We start from the raw sequence: 23,688 nt of genomic DNA, 5'->3' as shown, positions 1-23,688 counted from the left end.
TATTTCGGGTAATTCAGTCGCCGTAGGTTTCGGCAATCTGACGTTCGGTTTCTTCCAGTGATCCGTAGACATCCAACTCGCTGCTCGAGCAGCGCTGCGCCCCGGCACAGTTGCCGAACTGGCAGGCTTTGACGAAATCGCGTGTCTTGAGGTAGCCAAAGGCCAAGCCACCAGCAAAGCTGTCACCGCAACCGGTGGTGTCGACTACATCCTCGACAAGCACCCGCTTGACCAGATGCTCCCGCATCCGTCCATTCGCGTCCTTGTGGTAGACGGCGCAGCCGTGTTGATCCAGCGTGACGTAGAGCGCCTTGACGCCCAGATCCAGGCAGTGTTGGGCGAACTTGGGCAACTGATCCATCGTGAGTTCGCTTATGTCCTGCAGTTCGTCAGAGCCGTATTCTCCCTTGAACCAACTGCATTGAGCCTCCTCCAAATTCATCTTTAGAAGGTCGATATGCGGAAGCCAGCGATCTCTATCGATCCAGAATTTATGATACCGTTCGCCATGGGCTGAACACCCGCTGGTGGGACCATGCGCATCAAATACAACCAGACCATCGCTGTTGGCCTTGATGTATCGGATCGTTTCCAGCGGAACCTCGAAATCCGTGATCGGAACGAAAACGAAAGCCTCGCAATCCATCAGGTCTTCGATGTCTTCGGGCAGGATCGGGTTCATGAAACCCGTTTGCTTCTCGTTGCGATGGTTCTGGTCCACGTAGACCAGATCGATCACGGCACCCTGATCTGCATCACCGGTAACATGGCTGACACCCAGATACGGAAACTCAGACAACAAGTTGCGAACATTGTCGACATCTGACCTGCGCACATGGCTGACGACGTTGATCCGCGATCCCGGACCGGCCAGCGAGGACATGCAGACTGCCGTGTAAACCGCGCAGCCGAATTTCTTGAATTTTTCACCCTGGTAGCTGGTGATGTTGTCCCTTGGGATCGGGCCAAGGACTGCGACGTTGATCTTGTCAGACATTTCGGTCCCTTGATTACTTTTGCTGTTTTGCCGCCGGGTTTGATGATTATAGCAGCTTTAGTTCTGATAGATCTGTTCGCTGGTGTAGAACCCACCTTGAATCACCGTGTCGTCGATCGTTTCTTTTGTGACCGCAAAGACAGGGGTGATTACTGTCGGAATTTCCGCGTAACCATTGTCGATCAGCGTATGTTCTCCGATCAAATCACCAATTCCCGTGTCTGGAGACAGCGCTATTTTCACAGCAATATCCGCCGCCTCATAGGCCAGAGGTTTGATTTGCTTCCAGATTTCCAGCGCCTGTATGTCGTTGGCGACCATCTGAACATTTTTCAGATCAGCATCCGACCCGGCAACAAAGACCTGATCAGCCGATGCCAGATCCTCATCCGACAATGCCGCCAAAACCCCGAAAGCGAGTCCGCTGTTATTGGCAATGAATGCATCGATGTCGTTGTCATATTCGACCAGAAGGCTTTCGGCAGTGTCTCTGGCCATATCCGGAGACCAGTCCACGTGGCTGCGATCTGCAACAAGTTCGAGGCCCGGATGATCGGCAATAACTTTCAACACACCACTGCTGAGCGCTTCGGCATTGGCATCACCGGGCTGGCCCCGGATCAGGGCGACGCGGCCTTTGACCTCTCCGCGGGTGTCGTTCAGCCAGTCGACCAATGCTTCGGCCTGTAACTGCCCAACAGCCCAACTGTCCTGCATGACCATGACGTCAAGCGGTCCGTCCTGCAGCATCGAGTCATATCCGACGACCTTAACGCCCTGATCGTGGGCCAGATCAACAAGGGCGCCAGCGGTTGCAGTGTTGACAGGTTGCAGAACCAGAACGTCTATTCCCAGTTCCAGCATTTCCTCGACCTGCTGTAACTGGCGCAATGGATCATTGCCGCTGCTGTCGAAGATCACATCAACACCTTGGGATTCCGCGCGTGCGATGAACAGAGATTTGTCTGTCTGGTACCTGTCTTCCTGCATGGTCTTGAGCAGGAACCCAATTGTGGCGTTGTCCTGCGCTGCCGCTATCATAGGCAGGGATGCGGATAGAAGGCCGGCCAAACCCAAAGCTCTGAGGCCATTTGTGCGTAAGGTTGCTAGAATGGACGGTACCATCGCTCACCTCCCAACTGTCATTCAAGATTTCGGGGATTTTGGCGTGCCCCCGGTGCGTGTGACCGGGGGCAGGCCTGCAGCTTTATTTTTTCTGCATTACATCGAACCATACGGCGAGGATGATGATCAGGCCCTTGATGATCAGCTGATAGAACGTAACCACCCCAAGTAGGCTCATGCCGTTGTTCAGGACGCCGATCAACAAGGCACCGATAATGGTTCCACTCACCTTGCCCGAGCCACCGGCCAGACTGGTGCCGCCGATAACAACAGCCGCAATCGCGTCGAGTTCGAACATCGTTCCAAGATTGGGCGAGGCACCGTTCAGACGCGAGGCCAGGATGATACCAGCCAGGGCCGACAGGACCGAAATGACTGTGTAGACAACCATCTTGGTGCGCACGACGTTTATGCCGGACAGGCGTGCAGCATCCTCGTTGCCGCCAAGCGCATAGAGGCGGCGACCAAAACGGGTACTGTTCAGCGTATAGATTCCGGCGAACGCAATGACTGCAAAGATCGCGACAGGAACGGGGATACCTTTGTAGCTGGTGAACACGTGGAAGGCCAAAGCAAAACCACCAATCATTACGGCCCCGTTGACCAGCAGCTCCTGTGTATTCACTTCGACGCCGTGGGCTTTGCTTTGTTGAACGTCTCGGAATATCGAATAAACAGCAAGCGCAGCACACACGATCAGCACGATACTGGACATCGTCGGCGGGATGTAAGCCCCACCAATCAATGGAAACACATTACTCGTTACCGGTACAGAACTGCCATTGGTCAGGGTCAGTGCCAAACCGCGTGCGATAGTCAGCATTCCAAGGGTTATGATGAATGGTGGTATGTTGAACTTGGCTATCCAGAACCCATTCCACAGACCTATTCCGACACCCACGATCAAAAGGGTTGCAGGCACCGCCAATATTGTCGGCACACCCCATTGCATCATGAGCGTGCAGACCACCGCGGATAACCCGACGACAGAGCCAACGGACAGATCAATACCGGCAATCAGGATAACCATGGTCATGCCAACGGCAATGATCCCGATGATAGTAACCTGACGGGACAGGTTGCTTAGGTTCCGCGCGGTAAAAAACGCGTCGTCGGCAAAGCTGAGCCCGACGACAAGCACGATCAACGCAATCAGTGTCGCGTTGTCCTTGATGAAGTTTATCAGGTGGTTTTCCTTGGCGCCATTGACGCCAACACCTGCAACGTTGCTGTCAGCACTCATTTGCTTCCTCCCTTATGCGCTGCCGGTGGCATACGCCATGATTGCTTCTTTCTTCGCGTCGTCCCGTTCAAAGTTCGACACGATCTCGCCTTCGCACATCACCAGAATCCGATCGCACATGCCCAAAACCTCAGGCAGTTCTGATGAGATCATGATGACGGTGACACCCTGCTGAACCAGTTCGTTCAGCAGCTTGTAAATCTCGACCTTGGCACCGATATCGATCCCGCGCGTGGGTTCGTCCAGGATGAACACATCCGGTCGCGAATTCAGCCATTTACCCAGAATGACCTTTTGCTGATTCCCGCCGCTGAGCGTGCCGATAACCGTGTCAATCGACGGTGTTTTCACGCCAAGCTGATCGACATATTCCTTGACGACTTTGCGCTCTTGCTGGGTGTTGATGATGCCCAGAACTTTCGAACTGATCGTTTCAAGCGACGAAATCGTCGTGTTAAATGAGATGGATTTGTCCAGAAACAGACCCAACGCCTTACGATCCTCTGTCAGCAGGGCGATGCCAGCATCGATTGCGTCTTTCGGTGACTTGATGTTCAGCTTTTGACCATTCAACTTGACCTCACCGGTGGTCTGATCCGGATAGGCTCCGAATACGCCGCCAACCAATTCGGTCCGACCCGCGCCCATAAGTCCGGAAATACCCAGGATCTCGCCCTTGCGCGCAACGAAACTGGCGTTCTTAACCAGATAGCTGCCGGGCAAGTCAGGGTTCGTAACGGAAAGATCATTGACTTCCAGAGTCACTTCACCGGGAGTGAAATCGATCTTGGGGAACATGTCCTTGATGTCGCGCCCAACCATTCGGGCGATAATCTGATCCAGTGTAATATCTGCTATCGGAGTTACTTCACCGATGGTTTGACCATCGCGCAGAACCGCAATCCGATCGGCAATCTGCTCAATCTCTTCCATTTTGTGCGAGATGTAGCACATGCAAACGCCATCGGCTTTCAGCTTGCGGATAATGCGGAAAAGATCTTTGACTTCTTTATCCGTCAGTGCCGAGGTTGGTTCATCCAGTACAAGGATTTCTGCCTTCAGTGACAAAGCCTTGGCGATCTCGACCATCTGCTGTTTGCCCACGGTGATGTTCTGCACCAGATCGGTTGGGCGAATGTCATTGATGCCCAGTTCGGTCAGCAGCTTCTGTGTTTCGGCAAAGGTCTGGTTCCAATTGATCCGGCCCTTGGCATCGGTGAACTGTCGGTCAAGAAATATGTTTTCCGCTACGGACAAGCCGGGGATCAGATTGAGTTCCTGATAAATGATGCCAATCCCGGCGGCCTCGGCTTCCTTCGTGTTGGCAAAGCGAACCCTCTCACCGCGCAAATAGATATCGCCTTCATAGGTGGGATAGGGCCAAACCCCACTGAGCACCTTCATCAACGTGGATTTGCCAGCTCCGTTTTCCCCCATCAACGCCAGAAGCTCGCCCGAGCGGGCTTCGAAATTGACATTGTTCAGGGCGCGAACTCCGGGAAAATCCTTGATGATACCCTGCATTTTCAGGACGACTTCAGACATGCTTTTTCCCATCACAATCAGAAAGGTGTTTCGGTCACTCCCCAACCAGGTCAGCCAATTCGCAGCGAGAGGTTTAAGGAAGGAGGGCACCATGAAGCCGCGCGCGGGGAGTACACGCATTGGGAGCTAAACAGTGAAACGCCCTCCTTCAGGAAATAGTCCGGGGATCAGTTCCCGTAGACTTCTTCCTTGGAGTAGAAGCCGCCGGCAATGATCGTGTCATCGATGTTGTCCTGCGTCACAAGCGTGATCGGGGTCACGATTGTCGGCACATCGGCGAAACCGTTGTTGATAACCTTGTCCACTTTGACCAGATCTGCGGGCGCGGTGTTGGGATCGGCAGCCAAAGCGACCGCCACTTCTGCCGCAGTTTCTGCCAACGGATCAATCTGCTTCCAGATTTCAACGGCTTGCTTGCCTTGCGCAACATATTGGATATTGGCCAGGTCGGCATCAGATCCGGCTACAAACACTTTGTCTGATGACGCCAGCCCCTGTGCTTCCAATGCCGCGATAACACCACGGGCCATGCCGCTGTTGTTGGCGATAAACGCGTCGACGCTGTTGCTGTTAGAGGTCAGCGTGTTTTCCGCAGTCGCCATGGCCTTCTCAGATGACCAACCTTCATGCGCCTGATTTGTTACCAGTTCCAACCCCGGGTTCGCTTCGACAATCTCCAACACACCGCTGCTCATGGCAATCGCGTTGGAGTCGCCGGGTTGACCTTGAATCAGGGCGATCTTGCCGGACACCTCTCCGTTCTTCTCCTGCAGCCATTCGACCATGGCTTCGCCTTGCAGGCGGCCCACTGCCCAGCTGTCTTGCATCACCATCGCATCCAGCGGCCCGTCCACAAGCATCGAGTCATACCCGACAACGCGCACACCTTCGCTGTTTGCCATGCTGACCATGCTACCGGCAGTACCGGTATTCACCGGCTGCAACACGATGACATCTGCTCCCTTGGCGAGCATGTTTTCAAACTTAGCCAGCTGGGTCAGCTCGTCATTGTTCGCTGAATCAAAGATAACTTCGGCGCCCAGTTCCTCAGCTTTCGCAGTAAACGCGGCGCGGTCACGCTTGTAGCGCTCTTCCTGCATGGTTTTCAGCAGAAAGCCAATTTTGACATCGCCTGCATACGCTGTCCCGACAGTTAGTGCGACAGCGGCGACAGAAAGCAAGGCGGCTCTACGGGTAATGGTCTGCAAAAGGGACATATTTCCTCCAGTGTATGTTCCTTGGCTGCCGGTCCAATTGGGTTGGCAACGCTAAATGCTTCGCAAATTGTGCTGGGTGCCGGCTAACCGGTAAGAACAAGCGTCAATCTCAAAGCGATAACGCTAACATAGCGATGAAGATTGAGAGGAGAATTTGTATATTTAGAAAGCATAAATATTCACAACACCGTTGGGACTCCTGCGCCCAAAGGGATTTTACATATTTAACAACACCATAATAGGCTGCCACTCACTAGTCGAAGACATTGAAGTCTCTTGGACAGGCCGCGACAGAGTTGTGCCGTAATCGCGAAGCGGGTTGCAAAGCCGCGAAATCGGCAATCAAACATCCTGTTGAGACAGCCAGGCCGACACCGTCTGGTGTTTTCTCTGTTGGGGTGCTCAAGCGGACCAATAGGTCAATTCATGCAGACGTCGTCGAATGACCGCTAAGCAAGACTGCGAATGGCTTTTTCTCGCTCGCAGCGAATGGCCGGTTCCCGCCCTTTCGTGCCCTAATGAGGACAGCTTAGTCGCTGACACGAGTGAACTATGTACGAAGGAAGCTGATGCCGTATTTCACCCCCCCTACCCTTCCCGGTCCAAATTTAGCCAATAGCGTGTGTACCGGAGTTCACCCGTTCGGGTCAGAGCCCCCTTCTCTACCAGATCCTGCAGATCCCGTGTCGCGGTGGCGCGCGACGTTCCCGTGATCGAGATATAGTTCTCAGCGCTCAAACCCCCTCTGAACCCCTCCGGTCCTGCCTTGAACAAACGTGCGATTACCTTGCTTTGGCGTGCGTTTAGCTGATTACGATGCCGGTCATAGAAATGCGTCTTGGAAATATAGAAACCAACCCGTTCAAGAGTTACCTGCTGCGCTGCAAGGACGGTCTCGGCAAACCAGATAAGCCAAGGTGTGACGTCTAGTGTCTTTTGATGACGTTTGAGCTGGTCGTAGTAAGCCTTCCGCTCTCGCTCGATCGTAAAAGCGAGCGCAATCAGGCTTGGTTGTCCAATATTCTGTGCCAGGGACTTTTCAGCCAGCGCCCTACCCAACCGGCCATTGCCGTCTTCAAAGGGGTGAATGCTCTCAAAATACAGATGGCTCAAACCGGCGCGGATCAGTGCGCGTAATGGTTCGTGACCATCTGGTGCGGTCCGGTTGAACCAAGTTACGAACTGGTCCATTTCAGCCGGAACTTGATGTGAAGGTGGCGCTTCGAAGTGCACTGTTGGGCGGTCGAGTCGGCCTGACACGATTTGCATCGCATCCTCATGGCTCCGATAGGCACCAATCGTTTCCAAGTGCCTGTCGTACGATAGCAACATGTCATGCCACCGAAACAAGGTGTCGTGTGACAGCGGGTTTGAATAGGTGGAGTAAACATCCACCATCATCTCAGAAACCCCCTGCTCGCGCGGTTTGGACGGATAGCTGTCGGGAGCCAGTCCAAGATGTCTACGCAAGGAAGATTGCACGCTGAGCCGATCCAGCATTTCACCTTCGATCGCGCTGGTTTTCATCGCTTCTTCGCTTAGCAGGTCGATACGCAATTGATCTCGATCCGACGTGTTCACATGATGTACCGCTCCAAGGACTTCCCCCGCGGACAACAAGAACTGTTGCTCATAAGGTTCAAGTCCTGCGGCATCGTAACGAAACGTCGGCCAGTTAGGTTTCTGCCAGTTCCACATCGTGAGGTATAAGATTCCTATTTATAACTCATTATTTATGCATTTGTGATCTATAGGGGTCAATCCTATTGCTCACCTTTTTCAAACCGTTCAATTCGATCATTGATAAGAAGGGTAATCTGAAGACGGCAAATCTCTTCTTGTTTCATAAAATCTACGAAGCATTGGAGGTTCGCGACAACATTGCCTTTGGAGACAGTTCTCCCTTTTCGATCTTAGCCAGCAATGAAATCAAAAAAGCCCCCGGAGACTGAATGTTCTCAGCACGTTGAAAGATGTATCCGAGAACGATGTAGCGAATAGCTGGGCCAAACGTTGCTTTCATCGCATACTAGGTTTGGCCAAGACGTAGATACTCTGCGATATTATCCATGAGCCGATCGCAATGGATCTGATCTTTTGCGAAGCGTAGTTCTGAGGGTATTGCCAAGTTGTTCAGATTGAGTGATCCAGCTATGTCGCGCTAAAGAACATCCCAACGATCATGCCACGCCTGAAGGGTTTTCGCTTTCCTCGTGAGATCATTGGTTACGCGGTTTGGGCTTACCATCGCTTTGCGTTGAGCACAGCTGACGTCGAAGATCTGTTGGCTGCGCGGGGAGTGATCGTCAGCCGGGAAGCAGTTCGGGTGTGGGTCAATCGCTTTGGTCGACACTTCGCAGATTGCATCAGGCGAGATCGTCCACGGCCGAATGACAAGTGGCACATGGACGAAGTCGTGATCATGATCCGTGGCAAGAAGCACTGGTTGTGGCGCGCGATCGCCGCAAATGGCGACGTGCTCGACATTCTCGTGTAAACTCGCCGAAACGCCAAAGCTGCAAAGCGCTATTTCGAAGGGCTGGTTGCTAAATTTGGCGAACCCAGGGTCGTCATCACCGACAAATTGCGCAGCTATATCAAGCCGATCAAAATACTGGCACCGGACGCTGACCATCGTGCCCACAAAGGTCTTAACAACGCGATCGAAGTCTCGCACCGACCGACTCGCAAAAGCGAGAAGCTATTCGGCAAGTTTAAGCCTCACCTAAAGGCTCAGAGATTTCTGTCCGCACATGACCAAATCAACCTGATCTTCCGTCCCCGCCGATATCAACTCACTGCAAACTCATACCGCCACGCTCGTTCCGACGCATTCAACCTCTGGGACGATTACACTACGGAAATGACGGTTTGATCCTGGCTTTGCCTATACCTCACATGCTCAGGTCAACAACTTGGCAATACCGAAGAAAACCTTAGCGATGGAGAACGCGCAACTTTGGAAAGGACAATTGGTGCGCTGAAAACCGAACATCGCCGTTTGCTGAGTGTGACACCTGAAACCCCATACTCAGTCGTGAATGGCCGACTGCAAGACGCCAAAATAACCTTGAAACCATTAAAAAAGAACGAGAAAAACTTACAAACTCGTTGGCAGGAGTTACCAGTTTATTTATTGCAGCTACAAAGGTGCTCGCTCTTCTTGCATAAGTCACATTTACATTTTCTAGAACGTCAATTTTTTCGATCGATTTTACATTCGTTTCTTCAATTCTGACAAATCTTGATCAAAACCAGCTTCCGGATTTCGGAAAAGTCACTACAGATTTGTCCGTTACTCTGCCTTTGAAGAATAAACTTAGTGGACACGACGAGCGACGCTTCATTGCAAAGAAGGAGTATCTTCCGATAGGTGTGGGGACGTAAATGTGCCCCGCCTAATTGCAATGATCTGATTGGATTTGGTTTAGTGACCGAACTGCATTGATCAATTATAGTTCGACTACAGCCTCACTCTTATCCGATTGGCCGGATTAGATGGTTCAGAGTATTGGAGGAACCAAACTTGGCGGGTTACAATGCTACTCAAATTACTCCGAATCACATTAGAAAAATGACGACTCGCAAACTTATTGAAAAGGTAACTAAAACCCTATTTCCACCAGTCTTTTCTTGATTTCTTTATTGAGAATTGATCGTAAACATGATTTGAGCAATGGGTATTTGAAATGCTTAGAAAAGCGGAAAATAAACCACCTCTAGGGAATACGCTTGAACCCATCTCATTAGACTACACCAAATATCGCGCAAAAACATTCCCAGAGGTCGTCGATGCCCTTTACGAAGATCTCGAATGCGTCAAGAAAAAGCGCTTCGATTACTACAACTTCAAACGTTCGCAGGACGCACGCTGGGCGAACCGGTCCAAGGCATGGCTCTCTGCGCTCGGAGCTATCGCAGTTCTTCTGACATCGGCAGCAGCAGTCGTGCGGGTTCTTTATGGCTCAAACCCACCAAGCCCTGCGTATGATGTCTGGCTCTTTGTCGGTGCTCTTGCAATTTATGCGATTATAGCGGCTGTTAGCTTTTACGAGACAAACAGCGATCGCACGTCGTCGTATTTTCGATATCTTATGATCCTGCTTGCGATCCGGGACCTGTGGACGAAAGCTTCGTTCGCCATCCTGTCCGAAGCTGTTGTTGTTTACACGCCGAAATCCCAAGAAGAAAAAGATGCGATACAGCGGGTCATCGATTTGGGAATAGCCTTCACAACTGATCTTGATAAACTCGCCACAGAAGAACTCGGCGAATGGAAAACCGAGCATCTTCTATCGCTGTCGGAATTGGAGGCGGCAGCGCAAAAAGGTACCGCGGAGGTTACCGGATCCCTAAAGGCAGCAGTGCGTGACCTCGAAAAGGCTGCGAAAGAGAACCTCAAAGCGGCTGTGGAGGCAGCAAATGCTCAAAAAGCTGCAATCGTAAATTTCGTGGTGGAAGGAGAATTCACCGGCAATGTTTCTGTTCAAGCCTCGGGCCGACAGGTTTATGCCTCGCATCTTAAGAATTTCTCGGTTGATGACCTTGCACCCGGCTTGGCCAAAATCGAGGCCATGGCGCAATCCCCGGCAGGTGACCCGCTTGCAGCTAGCTTCATCGTCGAACTCAAACCGGGATTGCAAGATGTTAAAATTGAACTGACCTGAATTGTCCTTTCAAGGAAGTGATCTGGATTGCCCCTTTTGTCATATGCAGCAATGCCGCCTCGAAAACTCCGCGTTTTTGTCTTTGATCCATTTGTTGGCGGCCAATACGTAAACCGTGAGATACGAGAACTCGTCATCGAAATTCCGTGGGAGATGGATCCCTGTGAAGCGGACAAAGCGTTTCTAGGCCCTGTCGGCGAATATCTCCCCAAATACCGTGTCTGAAGGGTTTTCGTTTCCCGCGCGAGATCATCGCCTATGCAGTCTGGGCTTATCATCGCTTTGCGCTTAGCACCGCCGATGTTGAAGATCTGCTCGCTGAACGCGGTGTGACGGTCAGCCGGGAAACCGTCCGACAATGGGTTAACCGCATGGGCGGCCACTTCGAGAATTGCATCAGGCGAGGCAGGCCAGGGGTAGCCGACAAATGGCATTTGGACGAGTTGGTCATCCCGATCAACGGCCGGAAGTGTTGGTTCTGGCGGGCGTGGATGCAAACGGGGATACCCTTGATATTCTCTTCCAACCACGAAGGAATGCCAAGGCAGCCCGGCGTTTTCTGTAGCGGTTGATCTCGCAATTCGGCGTACCCCGTGTCGTGATCACGGATAAGTCGCGAAGCTTTTTCAAGCCGATCCGAGATCTCGCACAGGGCGCGGGTCACCGCGCGCGCAAGGGGTTGAACAATCGTATCGATGGATCACACAGATCCACTCGAAAGCGCGAAAAGATGATGGGCGCTTCAAGTCGCCAAAACAGGCGCAAAGGTTCCTGGCCGCTCATGATCAGATCAACACCGTCTTTCGCCGCCGCTATCGACTCTCCACCGTCTCATACCGTTACGCCAGGGCCGATGCGTTCGACCTCCGGGACGGCTATATTGCCGAAATGACTGCCTGAAGTTCACACGCTTCACTCTTCTCAATCACGCACAATCAAGTTGGCAATCACGGCACGGGAGCTCCTTCGGTATGCAGAAAGGACCCAAGGGAACAAATGTGGAAAATGGCCGCGAAACCTGTTAACTTTAGGTTGTGGCTGGAAGGGCACATTCTTCTACCTCGTTGGTCCGGGTGGACTCGTCAGTCGATCGCATTTCTTTCCGGATTATCGACCAGCCATATTGTTCGAAGTGGGTGTTTTCGCTCGAATGACATTTTGAGGCCCATTCGCGTTCGGGGCTGTATAGATCGGAGATTATCATGAAGCCTAATAGTAGCATATCGATAGTTGCGCTCGCGGCAGCGCTCGTGACACCGGGTTGGGCGCACGCCAATGAAGTGACGTCGGCGGACGTCGGGCCAGAGGCCGCCACAATCGTCGAAGACACAGAGGAGCGCCGGCCGGGCCGCGACCTAACCAACGTGCAGTTGACAGAGAAGTTGCGCTCGATTCTTAATGTTCCGAGTGAAGATTCAGCGGCCGAAGCCTTCGGCGATGGCGGTCATCCCTACACCACAGCGCGTGCAAGTTCGGTGGGCTCATCGACACCCGTCAGCGAATACCCTTGGCGGGCCACAGGCAAACTCTTGATGCAATTCGGCGCAAGCAACTTCGTTTGCACGGCGTCAGTGATTGAACTCAATCTTCTGGTGACCGCGGCCCACTGCGTTCACGAATTCGGTCAAGGCCAGGACGGCTTTGCCGATGCTGTGACCTTTGAGCCAGCACGTCATGAGGGTGATCGGCCATTCGGGACCTGGACCGGCCGAACCTGGTATGCACCGACAGTATATGTGGACGGTACGGACGAATGCTCTGTCGAAGCGCCGGGTATCGTCTGCGAAAACGATATCGCCGTTGTGGTGCTCGAACCGAATGAAAACGGAGAAAAGATCGCGGACGTCGTCGGCCGTTATAAAGTGGTCGAATTCGACGAATTTGGGTACGCCTTCTTCCTCGGCCAGCGCGCCGCGCATTTGACGCAACTCGGCTATCCGTCGGCTGATTTCGACGGTGACAAGATGATCCGGACCGACTCCGTGGGTATCTGGGATGACCCGAACAATGTCGTCTGGGGGTCGGGCCAGACTGGCGGATCGAGCGGTGGCCCGCAATTGCAAAACTTTGGCGCCCCGACGACCGCAGCGACGTCGGACCCCACGGACGGTACACCGAATATTGTGAGCTCCGTCACGAGCTGGGGGTTCACGAACGACAGGGTCAAGGTACAGGGCGCGTCGCGGTTCTCGACCAACACGAGCTTTACCACGAAATCGAACATCCTCGCGCTAATCGAGGCGGCGTGCGGCGATCATCCCGACGCGTGCGACGGGTCTTAATCGATCGGACCATGAAACAGGCGGGCTTAACATGGCCCGCCTTTGCAAAACCTCTCCCCAAAAAAGTGTCTACTCCATCAGGTTCAGGATCTGGCTCGCTTGGCCGACCCAGTCATCTCTCTCTGCTCGTCTAGGAAGGCCGATCTTTTCAGAGATGTCCTCTGCCTGCTCACTGGTCCAAGCGGCAATCTGGCGGAGCGAGAAGATTCCGAAGCGGTTCAAGTCGCGCATCGTCGCGGGCCCAATGCCGTTGATCTGTGTCAGGTCGTCACCGGTGTCGTAAACGGCGCCGGACCCTTCCCCAGTAAACGGAAGCTCCTCGTCAGACGTCACCAAATGGTTCAATTCGCCTTTCCGAATATCGGCATCGCGCACCGACGTACCAAAATCGAGATGCGTAAGGCGTTCCACTTCTTCGATCGTACTGAGGAAATCGGTCACGCGCTCCATCTCGTCTGTAGCTTGGAAAGCCTCTGCGGCATCCAAATCGTCGGGCCAAGCCTCAGCGTCCAGGGCATCAGGCCAGACTTCGATCACCTGCATCTGGTCGACGATCAACGCCAGCGAGCGCAATTGACCATTCTCTACCCAGGCTGTGACCTTAAAGAACCGCCCGGGAACCTTGGTGTGGCGAAACTTTCGATCGTCTGCTGCAAAGATCGGTCCGGTGAACGACACTACCTTTTGGTCCTCGGCGACTGCATTGCGCAGCACATAATTCTCAGCCGCGCGCCATAGGTTGCCCTTGCCAGTGCCCGGCATGTCCTCGTCCGCCGTGCCTTGGTTGAAGAAGCCCACTTGCGGCGCGGCATTAGTCCAATGGAACGTGTCGATTTCAGCTTCGAGGGCGCGATCCTCGTCTCCCCATGCAGGGTCGAGCCGCCGCACCAGATGGCCCTTTTGGAACATCCGTGCGATCCTGCCTGCAGACTGAGGGTTGGGAAACCCAGGAATGACCTGCTTGCGGTACAGCTCGTCGCCGGACTGGTGCAGCCGGTTGATACGCGGATCGATCGACCAACTGTCGGCCTCGGCGTCTTCCAGAGAGGACATCGCTTCCGCCAGTCCAGGCGAATTCGGGCTAAGATCCGTCACCTTGCGACTGCTGCGCCCGATGCTCTTTGAGCTCTTTCCGTCGATCATGCAGGCCGAGACAAAGGCCAGGCGGCGCTGCGCGTTCATGATAACGCTGTAATGATGGTACTTCAGTTCGTGCGGGTTTTCGCCTGGTCCCGGATCGAGCAACGGCGCGGCATCGGCCTTGATCTCGTTGCCGAGGCTCGGAAGAGGGATCTCAAAACCAGGCAGGAAATGTGGCTGATAGCCCTTGCGGTCGGCATAACGGTCCTTTGCGTTGGCCGTCGACGACTCGATGGCCGGGGTTGCGAGCGACTGCTCGATCTGCGGCGCTGGCGCGGCACTTGGGCCCACCGCCGGAAGCTGAACCGAGATTTCGAGCGGCACGGTCCACGTCGCCCGTCCATCAGCGTCGAGCCGGACTTGGGGGGCCGCTCCGGCTCCGCTTTGACTTAAGGGCGACGGGCCACGTGTCACCAGAGACTCCTGCTGCGCTTGCAACACCGCGCCGATGCGGTTCTGGGTTTCCGTAGGGAAGGTGCTCATGTTACGCATCAGGTACCGCACGATCGAACTGATGCGAATTCCTTCGTTCACATCTCCGGAGCCTGGAATTGTGGGATCGGCTGTGGCACCCTTCGGCGACCCCCAATGATGCAGGGCGATCATCTGCCATTCACTGTTGTAGACCGGCGATCCTGATGAACCTTTTTCTGTATCCGCAACGTAATGCAGAAAATCGTCGAACCGGCTTACCAGCCGGTTTTCGCGCAGGACGACCTCTTTCAGGCGACCTTGAGGATGCTGCACAATATTGGCGAATTCACCGAGCATGTGTTTGTCAGACGCATCCGACAACGGGCTCGATCCGAAATCGGCGAGGACCGCGGGGCCGGAAATCCGATTGCCCACTGCAAATATCGCAAAGTCGAGACCTTGTACCGGGTCACTCACGAAGACGGACGGGTCTATAGCATAACGCGTTTCCGCACGCCGGGCCCCTTGTTCGTCGCGCTCGAAGTCGAACTCAAGGATGTGTTGATTGGCTTGGCCGATGCTCGCAATGACATGCTGGTTCGTGATGAAGAGATTGCCGCCGATTAAAACGCCAGAACCGCGTCCACGTCCATTTCTGGAGTTGGTGACACGGGCAACCGAGCGGGCGACCCTTGCCCCTTTTGCCAGAAAGGCGACGTTTACGAAATCGATCGTATCCCCCCAAACAGCCTCGGCTCCGGAGAAATCGGCTTCGGAAGCCATCGCGCCCGCTTCGCTGCGTCGCATCACCTCGCGGTCGAAAGCGTTGGCCTCTGTCGCAGTGAGATTCGCTTTGGCTTGCACGCGGCCACGTCGCCGCTCTGCGTTCGGCTCAGCTGCAAATGGATTGCCCAATTGGGCCATGATGAGGCTATTGTGAATATCAGCCTTTGACTGCGAGATTCTTTCAAGTGCATATTTCTCGGGAGAATACATAACAAATAGGTCTTTTCTGGATCAATCTTCCAGAATAATACCGCACTGCCGACGGATCACAAAACAAGAAAGATTATTTGAACCTTTCGAGTACACAAGGCTTGCCATCTGGCCGCGAAAGGCTGTGGCGCCTATGCATACCCGCCGAAGTCAATCCACCGCACAACAAATCGTAGCTTGCGTCAGTGCCCGGCCGTTGATCGGGATGACCAACTCGTCCAAATGCCATTTGTCGGCTACCTCTGGCCTGTCTCGCCTGCTGCAATTCTCGAAATGGCCGCCAATGCGGTTAATCCATTGTCGGACGGTTTCCCGACTGACCGTCGCACCGCGCTCAGCGAGCAGATCTTCAACGGTGTTATCACATTAACCGTCGTTCGAATGCTCGCGCCCAGATTTGAACGTAGTTGGTATTGATGAAATCACCTCCCGACAGCTACAAGCGCCGCCGCTTTCCGCCTCAAATCATCGCGCACGCGGTGTGGCTGTATCGCCGGTTCTATCTCAGCTTTCGGGAAGTTGAAGAGATGTTGCTGCAACGGGGGACCGATGTGTCCCACGAGACCGTCCGGCGTTGGGTCATCAAGTTCGGACCGGTGATCGCTTGAAGCTTGCGGGAGAGACAAGGCCGTCCAGGCAATGTCTGGCATCTGGATGAAGTTGTCGTGAAAATCTCAGGTCGCTAGTACTGGCTTTGGAGCGCGGTCGATCAGCATGGCGTCGGGCTGGACAAAATACTCCAACCAAAACGGGACAAACGCGCAGCAAAAAGGCTGATGCGTTGCTTGATAAGGCGAATTGGTTTTATCCCCAAGAGGATGATCACGGACAAACTGCAGTCCTATGGGGCTGCCCAGCGGGCGATTGCGCCGAGTCTGGATCAATGGTCACACAAAGGTCTGAATAACCGTGCAGAAAACAGCCATCTCCCAGTCCGAAAGCGGGAAAAAGCCATGCAGGGGTATCGGTCTACAGGCGGATTACAACGGTTCGTGGCTACCCACTCGGTCATTCGGAATTGTTTTTACGTTCCCGCACATCGTCGCTCCGCCGAAACAACCCGATATCACTGTCTCGAAGCTTTTGACGCTTGGAATGCCGCTGTCCGAGCAACTTGAATATTAAACATCAGGATTTCTTTGTGGACCGGAAGTTAAAGTGACAACGCCGACGCCACTGCTTTGTTTCTGCGCCTCGAGAGCATGAAATCCAGCGTTTTGCCGAATTTGTCGACAGCTCAGTACAAATACACCCACTCGCCCTTCACACGAACATAAGTTTCATCCATCCGCCAGGAACGGTCGCAACCCAATTTCTTACGAGCCCGGTTCGCTACCAATGTTGCAAATTTCGTGATCCAACGGTTCAGGGTTGCATGATCCACGCGCACTCCCAGCGCCGCCAGAATTTCTTCAAGGTTGCGATATGAAACACCAGACCGGAGATAGAAGAATACCGCATGCAAGATCACTTCTTTTGGAAAGTGTGCACCCTTGAACGAGACCGTCACGGTCTGCTCTTGTCAAATTCGAGCGTGCACTATCAGAACTTGTTTGGCCTGACAGATGAATCGAAGTTTGCGAAAGAACCCAGCGCGACGCAGTAATTGGTGCAAGGCGGGTCTGTTGGAGCGCTAATGTTGTCACAACCGAAGCGGTTCGTCCGACACCAACACTCCATCCTCGTCGCAATAGACGCACTGGCCCGGTTCAAACAGAACATGTCCGAATGCGACCGGAATATCGAGCGCTCCGATACCTTTCTTGGTGCTGCGGACCGGCGTAACCCCAAGCGCCTTGATCCCAATGTCGATACCAGCCAATAGCGCGCTGTCACGTAAGGCCCCGTTGATAATGATCCCGGCCCAGCCGTTGTCGCGCAGCACCGCGGCATTGACATCGCCCAATAGCGCCGAGCGGCATGAGCCGCCGCCGTCGAACACAATGACCCCGCCTTCGCCCGGCGTGCGAAACAGCTTTTGCTGGACCAGCCGAGAATCCTCCATTGTAACTGCGGTGCGGATGAGCCCGGCAAAGCGTTTCTTCTTTCCAAAGTCACGCAGAGGAATCGTGACGCGCCTGACTTTTTCGGGATGTGCGTCGTTGAGATCGGACGTTGCCAATGGGTCCAGTTCGAGCTTCATTTCCCTTTCTCCTGAAAAAACACCTCTCCGTTAAACAAAAGCCGGGCCGTCCGGGTTACCGACGCATGTTTGGCCTGATACCCGTCGTTGCCTTTCGTCACCCGCGCGGACACTCGCGATACACCCGAGGGGTGAGCCAGCCGGATTGTGTGGTCTGCTGCATCGGGAGAAAGTGCCTGTTGTGAAACCGTACCGGGTACGCGGGCCGATATCGCAATGCCCATTGACCCTGTGATCGGGACCGCCTGATGTGGCTGACCAGAAGAGTACAGCCGAACCAGCAAATCGGCGTCCTGTGGCCGAACACGCTCCCCGGAAATCGTGGCCGCCTCCTTGTTCATCGGCGAGACAATCGCGATCTGGGGCATAACGGTCATTCTGGCACCCTCGATGCTTTGGGCCAGCCCCATGCGCATCGCGGCAGCACATCCTATTGCCTCTATCTGTTCCACGAAATTCTGGTTTTCCGCCAGCTCCGCCGGCAATTCTACTCCACTTAACTCCAACGCATCGGCGGCGATGAGCGCCAGCGGGTTTGGGCCGTCGATCAGGCTAACGGGCATCGATTTGCCCGCACCATACTCCAACAGCTCACATGCCAGTCCAGTCGGTAACAGCCGCCCGCTTCTGGTACCGTAAGGCTCCTGAAATTCCAGTCGGATCGGCGCTCCACCTCCGGTCACGCCATCGACTACATAATTTCCACTGACCCGGGGCAGACCGGCACGTATCTGAAAATGGCTGTGGATTACCTTTCCGGTGTTTGTGTTGAGGATCCGGACAGTGACTTCGCCTTCGCGGGGCGCAGCAACTATGCCGCGATAAACCGCGAAAGGACCCACGGCGGCGGACATGTTTCCGCAATTCCCCGAATAATCGACCAGATCTGACTTTATGCTGAGCTGGGCAAAGGTATAGTCCACATCTACGTCGGCATGGTGGGACGGCCCGACCACACAGACTTTCGAAAGCGACGACACCCCGCCACCCATCCCGTCAAGCTGACGCCCGAACGGATCCGGAGAGCCCATGGCCGCCCGAAAAATCGGTGCCCATCGATCCTGGTCATCGGGCAGATCATCACGGTGGAACACGAGCGCCTTTGAGGTGCCCCCGCGCATGTAGCTGGCTCTGACGGACTTCACCGCACTTCCCCTTCACCCAGATCGTCGGCAAACAGGATGTTGCGCAACAGGTAGCTGGGCATACCGCCATGCCGGAAGTATTCGCATTCCATGGTGCTGTCGATCCGAACGGTTATCGTGGCTTCGATCCGGGTTCCGTCAGGCTTTGTAGCAACCAGTCGCGCGTCCGATCCCGGATGCGGCGGGTGTTCCAATCCCTCGATGCTGATGCTCTCGGTCCCATCCAGGCCAAGAGATGCTGCGCTGTCGCCGGGGTTGAACTGGCAAGGCAGAACCCCCATGCCAACCAGGTTCGACCGATGGATACGTTCAAAGCTTTGCGCAATTACCGCCCGCACGCCAAGAAAGGCGGTTCCCTTGGCCGCCCAGTCCCGGCTTGACCCGCAGCCATATTCCTTTCCGGCGATCACGACCAGCGGTGTTGACCGCTCGCGGTAGATCCGCGACGCGTCAAAGATATTCTGCCTTTCGCCGGTTCCGTCGATCCGGGTAAAACCGCCTTCGGTTCCAGGCACCAGCGCGTTGCGCAACCGCACGTTTGCAAAAGTGCCGCGTATCATGACCTCGTGCTGGCCGCGATATGCGCCATAGGTGTTAAAGTCGGCAGGATTAGTGCCATGCGACACCAGCCATTGACCGGCTGGCGAAGCGGGATCAATCCGCCCTGCCGGGCTGATGTGGTCCGTTGTAATGGAATCGCCAAGTATCACCAATGCTCGAGCATCCAGGATCGGTTTCATCGGCGAAGGCAGCTCGCCGAAATCCCGGAATAGTGGAGGTTCGGCGACATAGGCGGACTCTTTCCAGTCAAAAACACTACCTTGCGGGCACTCGATATCGTCCCAAAGACGATCCTCGGGCGTCTGGGACACATAAACCGAACGGTAGGTTTCAGGATCCGAAGAAAAGGCCAGAGCGGCCTCAATCTCTGCGTTGCTCGGCCAAATATCGGTGAGATACACTGGTTTGCCTTGTGGATCAGACCTGATCGGCTGGCTGGACAAATCCGTTCGGACTGTCCCGGCTAACGCATAGGCCACGACCAGAGGCAGGCTCATCAGGAAATTGGCGCGCAGCGCGGGATGGATGCGGGCCTCGAAAATCCGGTTGCCAGAAAGAACCGCGGCACAGACAAGATCGCCCTGACGGATTGCGTCCTCGATCTCGGGCTCGAGCGGGCCGCTGTTTCCGGCGCAAACGGCGCAGCCATAGGCCGACACATCGAAACCTAGCGCTTTCAGGGCCGGCATCAGGCCCGCGGTTTTCAAGTATTCGGTGACGGCGCGCGACCCTGGAGCGAATGACGTCTTGATCCAGTGCGGCACCGTCAACCCCGCGGCGACGGCCTTTTGCGCCAATAATCCTGCTGCGATCAAAACCTTGGGATTGGACGTGTTGGTGCAGGACGTAATTGCGGCAATCAGAATATCGCCATGGCCCAGATCGGTTGGTCCACCCGCCGCGCTGCCGGTAACCGGCGTTCGTGTATCAATCGGGCTGTCCCGGTCATAGCCGCCGTCCTGAACCGGAGCCTGATATAGGGCGTCGAATCTCCCGGACAGCGCAGCAAGCGCAATCCGGTCTTGCGGACGTTTGGGCCCGGCAACACAGGGTTCGATCGCGGACAAGTCAATCTCGATCGTATCGGAATAATCAATCTGACCCTCGGCCGGCATACCAAACAAGCCCTGCGCCCGAAAATACCCTTCGATCAGGTCGACCTGATCACCGGAACGACCTGTATTGCGATAGTATTCAATGGTTTCGCCATCCACCGGAAAGAACCCGGTCGTCGCACCATATTCCGGGGCCATGTTGGCAATGGTCGAGCGATCCGTCGCACTAAGATTTGCGGCCCCATCGCCGTGGAATTCGACAAACTTACCGACAACGCCCACCTGCCGCAGCCGTTCAACGATGACCAAGACGGCATCGGTGGTTGTAACGCCCTCGCGCAGCTGACCACGCAGCGCAACGCCCACCACATCTGGCGCCGTCAGATAGATCGGCTGACCAAGCATGGCGGTTTCCGCCTCGATCCCGCCGACCCCCCAGCCGAGAATACCGATGCCGTTGATCATTGTTGTATGGCTGTCGGTTCCGACCAACGTGTCTGGAAAGCACAAACACCCGTCTTCACCTACTCCCTGCGCCAGATGTTCAAGGTTGATCTGATGCACGATCCCGCTTCCGGGCGGAAAAGTCGTCAGGTTTTCAAACGCCTGCGTCCCCCACTTGAAGAACTCATAACGTTCGCGGTTCCGTTGGCATTCAAGATCGGTGTTCCGACGCAAGGAACCCGGCCCGGTTGCGTTGATCTGCACCGAATGATCAATCACCAGCTGAACCGGCACCTGCGGCTCGATCAGCTCGGGGGATTTTCCGAACCGTGCCGCCGCATCGCGCATCGCCGCGAGATCACAAATCAGCGGTGTCCCGGTAAAATCCTGCAACACCACCCGCGCCACGGTCAGAGGCACCTCGCCCCGGCGTCCGCCAGGCTGCCAGTTTGCCAGTGCCTCGATATGAGCGTCCGTCACACTTGCCGCCTCCCGGTTGCGCAAGGCCGATTCCAGAAGGATGCGGATTGTGACCGGCAGACGCGCAACGCCCTCATACCCGTTCTCTGCAAACGCGGGCAGCTAGATTAGCTCGGCAGTTTTTCCAAGAGGTGTTGCAAACTTGCGTCGGTATGTTTCTGCGAGATATTTCATGTGTCATCCAATCTCGATGCGTCAGCCAAAGGGCCAGGGAAGATCAACCAGCGACTGCAAGAGCCCGCCGGGGAATTCGAGAACCATGATCCGGGCCAGGCCGACCAGCCCTAGAAATGGCGCTGCGGTCAAAAGCCCTGTGCGTGCCCAGGTTGCCCGCGCCTTGACGCGCAGGAAGATGGCAAAGAACACGATGAGTGCGGGAAGAAAGCCGACCAGGGCGATCCCGGCCACAAACCCAGTGATCCAATAGACGTAGTGACCAAGGCCAACGATGCCGTCCTGTCCCACATGGTCCCCGACGATCTCGTGATCGTAGTTGGCCGCGTCCGCAGTTTTTCCCATCGCCAGCTTGACGAAAACAATGCCAGAGATAACCAGCATAACCGCGCTCAAACCGGCTGGGAAAACGCCACCCAGGAACGACCGGGTCAAACCGTCGTAAAGGCCAAAGGCGAATAGCGCGACAACCACGCCGGCAAAAATAGCCTGCGGAGTCAGATTGATAGCCCGAGACTCGTCTTCCTCATCGGCCGGGTTGTGGGGAACGTTGCGGGCACCATACCAGACCGAAACCAGAGTAATCAGCGCGATTACCACGACACCGGGTTTCAGCAGGAACCCCCAGCTGTAAAACTGAAGCGCCTGATACAAGTAGGTCTCGCTCATCCCGGCCAGAACGAACCCGATCAGGAAAGCCGGGCGCGGCCAGCCGAACCGCTTCATGTACACGCCAAGCACGCCTACGACCAGCAGCGCAAACATATCCAGGAAATCCCGTGTCGCCTGAAAGGCGGCAAAGAAAATCACAGCGATCATGAAAGGCGCAAGATAGTGATATGGAATGGTGGTCAGACGCGCCACGACCGGGGACAGGAATAGACAGGTTCCAGCACCGATGACATTGGCCAGCGCAAGCGACCAGACGATCGTATAGGTGAGGTCGAGCTGGCTTTCGACCAGGCTTGGACCGGGTTCGATGCCAAGCAGAACCATGCCCCCAAGGAAAACCGCCATGCTGCCGGAGCCCGGGATACCAAACAGCAGGGTGGGCACCAGACCGCCGCCTTCCTTGGCGTTGTTTGCGGATTCCGGCGCCAGCACACCGCGGATGTCGCCCCTACCGAACTGGCTTTTGTCCTTCGAGGTCTGCACTACATGGCCATAGGCGATCCAGTCCACGACGCTGCCGCCAAGCCCGGGTAGCGCTCCGACGACGCAGCCAATGGCCGCGCAGCGCAGGCATAGCCACTTGTGGCGGATCATGTCGCGCAAACCCTCGAACCAGCCGGTTCCAAGGGCGTTGGCTTTTGAGATAGAACGGTTTTGACGGCACAGATCGATGATTTCCGGAAAGGCGAACATTCCCAGGCCGATAACGACCAGCGGAATACCGTCCATGAGATAGGAGATGTCAAAACTCATGCGGAATTCGCCCGTCGCAGGAGCGCCACCAATCGAGCCAACCAAAAGGCCAAGACCGCAAGCGGACAGACCTTTGGGCAGGCTGCTGCCCGCCAGCACGCCCACCATACTGAGGCCCAAAACGGCAAGCATAAATAATTCGGCGGATCCGAAGAAAAGGATGACCGGGCGCGCGATCAGGACAAAGGCCGTCAGCACGACCGCGCCGATCAGACCGCCCATCAGCGACGCTGAAAACGCCGCGCCGAGCGCATAGGCGGCTTTGCCCTGTTTGGCCAATGGAAACCCGTCAAGCACCGTCGCCTGTGACGCGCTCGAGCCCGGAATACCCATCAGCACCGATGTGAACGTATCCGAGGTAGGAATGACCGCAACAAGTCCGATCAGCATGGCCAGCGCGGAAACCGTATCCATGCCGTAGATGAATGGCATCAGCAGGGACAGGCCGGCAATTCCGCCCAATCCTGGCAGGATACCGATGGTGAGGCCGAGAAGAACACCCCCGGCGAGAAAAAGCATGTGCTCGATAGAAACAATTGCCTCGAGCGCCGACAGCAACGCATCAATCATTGCTCGGACCTCCACGTCCAGTGGGTGTTTTGGGAATGTTGGGAGTCAGGTTTTTTGGGCGGCGC

The 23,688-nt window shown here is 55.1% G+C and carries 13 protein-coding genes and 5 pseudogenes; 5 read left to right on the top strand and 13 right to left on the bottom strand.

Features of this window, described 5'->3' with window-relative positions; all coding sequences use genetic code 11:
• Positions 1 to 13: 13 nt before the first annotated feature.
• The 6 genes from GOX66_RS19615 to GOX66_RS19590 form a co-directional block, all read right to left on the bottom strand.
• Entirely contained in the window at positions 14 to 997 is a 984-nt protein-coding gene (locus GOX66_RS19615; protein ID WP_170764734.1) for a carbohydrate kinase family protein, read from the bottom strand.
• Positions 998 to 1,054: 57 nt separating this feature from the next.
• On the bottom strand, positions 1,055 to 2,122 hold the full coding sequence (locus tag GOX66_RS19610) for a substrate-binding domain-containing protein (protein WP_170764732.1): 1,068 nt from the start codon (positions 2,120 to 2,122) through the stop codon (positions 1,055 to 1,057).
• An 82-nt stretch (positions 2,123 to 2,204) separates the two neighbouring features.
• Positions 2,205 to 3,365, bottom strand: coding sequence for a sugar ABC transporter permease (locus GOX66_RS19605; protein ID WP_214652705.1), 1,161 nt, complete (start codon positions 3,363 to 3,365; stop codon positions 2,205 to 2,207).
• Between the two features lie 12 nt (positions 3,366 to 3,377).
• Positions 3,378 to 4,910, bottom strand: a complete 1,533-nt coding sequence (locus tag GOX66_RS19600) for a sugar ABC transporter ATP-binding protein (protein WP_170764730.1) — start codon at positions 4,908 to 4,910, stop codon at positions 3,378 to 3,380.
• 167 nt (positions 4,911 to 5,077) lie between these two features.
• Positions 5,078 to 6,127: a sugar ABC transporter substrate-binding protein gene (locus GOX66_RS19595; protein ID WP_214652701.1), complete on the bottom strand. Its 1,050-nt coding sequence runs from the start codon at positions 6,125 to 6,127 to the stop codon at positions 5,078 to 5,080.
• A 588-nt stretch (positions 6,128 to 6,715) separates the two neighbouring features.
• Positions 6,716 to 7,825, bottom strand: a complete 1,110-nt coding sequence (locus GOX66_RS19590) for a Fic family protein (protein WP_170764728.1) — start codon at positions 7,823 to 7,825, stop codon at positions 6,716 to 6,718.
• A gap of 484 nt (positions 7,826 to 8,309) precedes the next feature.
• On the opposite strand from GOX66_RS19590, the pseudogene GOX66_RS19585 reads away from it, so the two are divergent.
• The 4 genes and pseudogenes from GOX66_RS19585 to GOX66_RS19570 all read left to right on the top strand — a co-directional run bounded on the left by GOX66_RS19585 (position 8,310) and on the right by GOX66_RS19570 (position 13,076).
• Positions 8,310 to 9,002, top strand: a pseudogene (locus tag GOX66_RS19585) (IS6 family transposase).
• 814 nt (positions 9,003 to 9,816) lie between these two features.
• Positions 9,817 to 10,794 carry a hypothetical protein gene (locus tag GOX66_RS19580; protein WP_170764726.1) on the top strand — a complete coding sequence of 326 codons (978 nt, stop codon included), beginning with the start codon at positions 9,817 to 9,819 and terminating at the stop codon, positions 10,792 to 10,794.
• 200 nt (positions 10,795 to 10,994) lie between these two features.
• Positions 10,995 to 11,694 (top strand): annotated as a pseudogene (locus GOX66_RS19575) (IS6 family transposase).
• A gap of 302 nt (positions 11,695 to 11,996) precedes the next feature.
• Entirely contained in the window at positions 11,997 to 13,076 is a 1,080-nt protein-coding gene (locus GOX66_RS19570; protein ID WP_170764723.1) for a trypsin-like serine peptidase, read from the top strand.
• Between the two features lie 69 nt (positions 13,077 to 13,145).
• On the opposite strand, the gene GOX66_RS19565 is transcribed toward GOX66_RS19570, so the two are convergent.
• Both GOX66_RS19565 and GOX66_RS25890 read right to left on the bottom strand, forming a co-directional pair.
• Complete coding sequence (locus GOX66_RS19565) at positions 13,146 to 15,626, bottom strand: DNA/RNA non-specific endonuclease (protein ID WP_170764721.1); 2,481 nt, start codon at positions 15,624 to 15,626, stop codon at positions 13,146 to 13,148.
• Between the two features lie 189 nt (positions 15,627 to 15,815).
• Positions 15,816 to 15,980 (bottom strand): annotated as a pseudogene (locus GOX66_RS25890) (IS6 family transposase); the annotation flags it as partial.
• A 62-nt stretch (positions 15,981 to 16,042) separates the two neighbouring features.
• Between GOX66_RS25890 and GOX66_RS19560 the strand changes: the two are divergent.
• Positions 16,043 to 16,744, top strand: a pseudogene (locus tag GOX66_RS19560) (IS6 family transposase).
• A gap of 53 nt (positions 16,745 to 16,797) precedes the next feature.
• Here the strand turns inward: GOX66_RS19560 and GOX66_RS19555 are convergent.
• The 5 genes and pseudogenes from GOX66_RS19555 to GOX66_RS19535 all read right to left on the bottom strand — a co-directional run.
• Positions 16,798 to 17,136, bottom strand: a pseudogene (locus GOX66_RS19555) (IS6 family transposase); the annotation flags it as partial.
• A gap of 132 nt (positions 17,137 to 17,268) precedes the next feature.
• A complete protein-coding gene (rraA, locus tag GOX66_RS19550) occupies positions 17,269 to 17,769 on the bottom strand; it encodes a ribonuclease E activity regulator RraA (RefSeq protein WP_170764719.1) in 501 nt (166 codons plus the stop codon).
• Positions 17,766 to 18,914: a PrpF domain-containing protein gene (locus GOX66_RS19545; RefSeq protein WP_214652697.1), complete on the bottom strand. Its 1,149-nt coding sequence runs from the start codon at positions 18,912 to 18,914 to the stop codon at positions 17,766 to 17,768. Before GOX66_RS19545 ends, rraA begins: the two co-directional genes overlap by 4 nt.
• Entirely contained in the window at positions 18,911 to 21,556 is a 2,646-nt protein-coding gene (gene acnA, locus GOX66_RS19540; protein WP_170764761.1) for an aconitate hydratase AcnA, read from the bottom strand. Before acnA ends, GOX66_RS19545 begins: the two co-directional genes overlap by 4 nt.
• A 93-nt stretch (positions 21,557 to 21,649) precedes the next feature.
• Entirely contained in the window at positions 21,650 to 23,623 is a 1,974-nt protein-coding gene (locus tag GOX66_RS19535; protein WP_170764717.1) for a tripartite tricarboxylate transporter permease, read from the bottom strand.
• Between the last annotated feature and the right edge of the window lie 65 nt (positions 23,624 to 23,688).

Origin of the sequence: Ruegeria lacuscaerulensis (assembly GCF_013031245.1) — a bacterium.
Taxonomy (GTDB): domain Bacteria; phylum Pseudomonadota; class Alphaproteobacteria; order Rhodobacterales; family Rhodobacteraceae; genus Ruegeria; species Ruegeria lacuscaerulensis_C.
The sequence above is the reverse complement of the archived record's forward strand: the minus strand, read 5'-3'. Positions and strand labels throughout refer to the sequence as shown.